This window comes from Streptomyces sp. NPDC007264 (assembly GCF_042869095.1).
Classification (GTDB): domain Bacteria; phylum Actinomycetota; class Actinomycetes; order Streptomycetales; family Streptomycetaceae; genus Streptomyces.
Genome location: NZ_JBIAFD010000048.1, coordinates 1 through 1,597, shown reverse-complemented (window position 1 = coordinate 1,597; position 1,597 = coordinate 1). Strand labels below are relative to the sequence as shown.

The 1,597-nt window shown below is 66.4% G+C and carries 3 protein-coding genes; all 3 read left to right on the top strand.

What is annotated here, in order from left to right:
* On the top strand, positions 1–713 hold a 713-nt coding region (locus ACFYMU_RS33400), incomplete at its 5' end, for a hypothetical protein (protein ID WP_388381483.1).
* A complete protein-coding gene (locus ACFYMU_RS33395; protein ID WP_388381481.1) occupies positions 714–1,139 on the top strand; it encodes a transposase in 426 nt (141 codons plus the stop codon). It begins immediately after the preceding gene.
* Positions 1,136–1,468: a transposase gene (locus ACFYMU_RS33390; RefSeq protein ID WP_388381485.1), complete on the top strand. Its 333-nt coding sequence runs from the start codon at positions 1,136–1,138 to the stop codon at positions 1,466–1,468. Before ACFYMU_RS33395 ends, ACFYMU_RS33390 begins: the two co-directional genes overlap by 4 nt.
* The last annotated feature ends 129 nt before the right edge of the window (positions 1,469–1,597 follow it).

The following is a 1,597-nucleotide window of genomic DNA, read 5'->3' as shown; positions in this document are numbered from 1 at the left end:
GGACGGGCCTTGGACACTGGCCCGAAGATCAGCCGATCGATACCTCCTTCACGTGGCTGGACTTACTTACCTGGAGCGACTTCGTGTCGCACACCGAGCGTTTCGGTTGGCACTTGGTCAGTTCAGGTGGCACTTTGGGCGCTGGTCTCACACGCGGTGCCGGGCCAGGGGGATGGCTACTTGAAGGGGTGGATCACGTGAGTGCGAGCGCGGGACGGGAGCACTGGGAGTTGCTGCTGCCCGGAACCGGGCTGGGGCCACTACGGTTCGGGATGAGCCCGGCCGAGGTTGCCGACGCTCTCCGGGGCTCTGAGCCGCAGAAACGGGTGGGCGGCCCCTACGGGCAGGAAGACTTCGCCGACGGGGTGACGGTGTTCTACGACGTGGGCAGGCTGGCGTGCGTTGCTCTGGATGCGGTCACGGGTCCGCAGGTCTTGCTGGCGGGCTTTGCACTGGCCGGCCGCGATCCCGAGCAGGCGCACCAGTTCCTCCTTGACTACGCCGCCGAGCACGGGAGTTGCTTGTTGTACACCCTCGATGGCTCCCTCGCCCTGACCGATCTGGGGGTTCTTCTGCGCTCACAGGAGGTCGGTGGCGTGCGGATGTCGCGGCCGGTCCTCGTGAGGGAGGACTGGTTGGAGTCGGAGTACTACCGCGATCGCCTTCCTTTGGAAGGCGTCCCGGCCACCGATGAATCGACCTGGCCGTCGTAGATGCGCGTGCCGCTGCCGCAGCGGGACTGGCGTGACCGGTGTGACGATTCGGCCGTTCGGGATGGTGTGAGTGTTCGACCGTGGATTGTGGACGATGCCCTTTGGGCGTTGATCGAGCCGTTGCTGCCGCCCTGGCCGCAGAAGGCACCCGGGCCGAAGCCGGTGGATGACCGGTTGTGCCTGCAGAGCATCCTGTACGTGCTCTACAACGACGTCAGCTGGCAACTGCTGCCGCTGGAGCCGGGGTTCGGATCCGGACGGACCTACTCGCGCCGACTGGGCCGGTGGCACGAAGGCGGCGTCTTCGAGAAGCTGCACCGCCTCCTGCTCGCCGAACGCCTCCCACGTCCGCGCGAAAAAAAGGGGGTGAGGCCACCGGCCCGTCGCCGGTCGACCGCGGGAAGACGGGCAGTAAACACCACCTGATCTGCGACGGAAAGGGCACCCCGTTCAAGGTCATCACCACTGCGGCCAATGTCAACGACGTCACTCAGACCCTGGCCTTGGTCGACGGCATTCCGCCCGTCGCCGGGAAGCCGGGCCGTCCGCGCAGGCGCCCCGACGCACTTCTGGGCGACAAGGGCTACCACAGCAATCCCAACCGGCGCGAGTTGCGCAGCCGCCGCATCCTGCCGGTGATCTCCCGCAAGGGCATCCCCGACATCAAGGGCTTGGGCAAGCCTCGCTACGTCGTCGAGCAGACCTTCTCGCTCCTGCACCACTTCAAGCACCTGGCCGTCGGGTCTGTACGGTGAGCGGTGTAACTCCCGAGCTGGAAGCGACAGTTGATGACTGACGTGACGAGTGACACCGAGGCCGGGAAGGCCCCTGTGAGTGGGACGAGCGCCGTGGATGACGGGCTGGTCGCCGAGTTGGTTGCCCGG

Bases quoted from the DNA above. Each gene is read 5' to 3' on its own strand.
- ACFYMU_RS33395 (WP_388381481.1), top strand. From the start codon at position 714: ATGCGCGTGCCGCTGCCGCAGCGGGACTGGCGTGACCGGTGTGACGAT.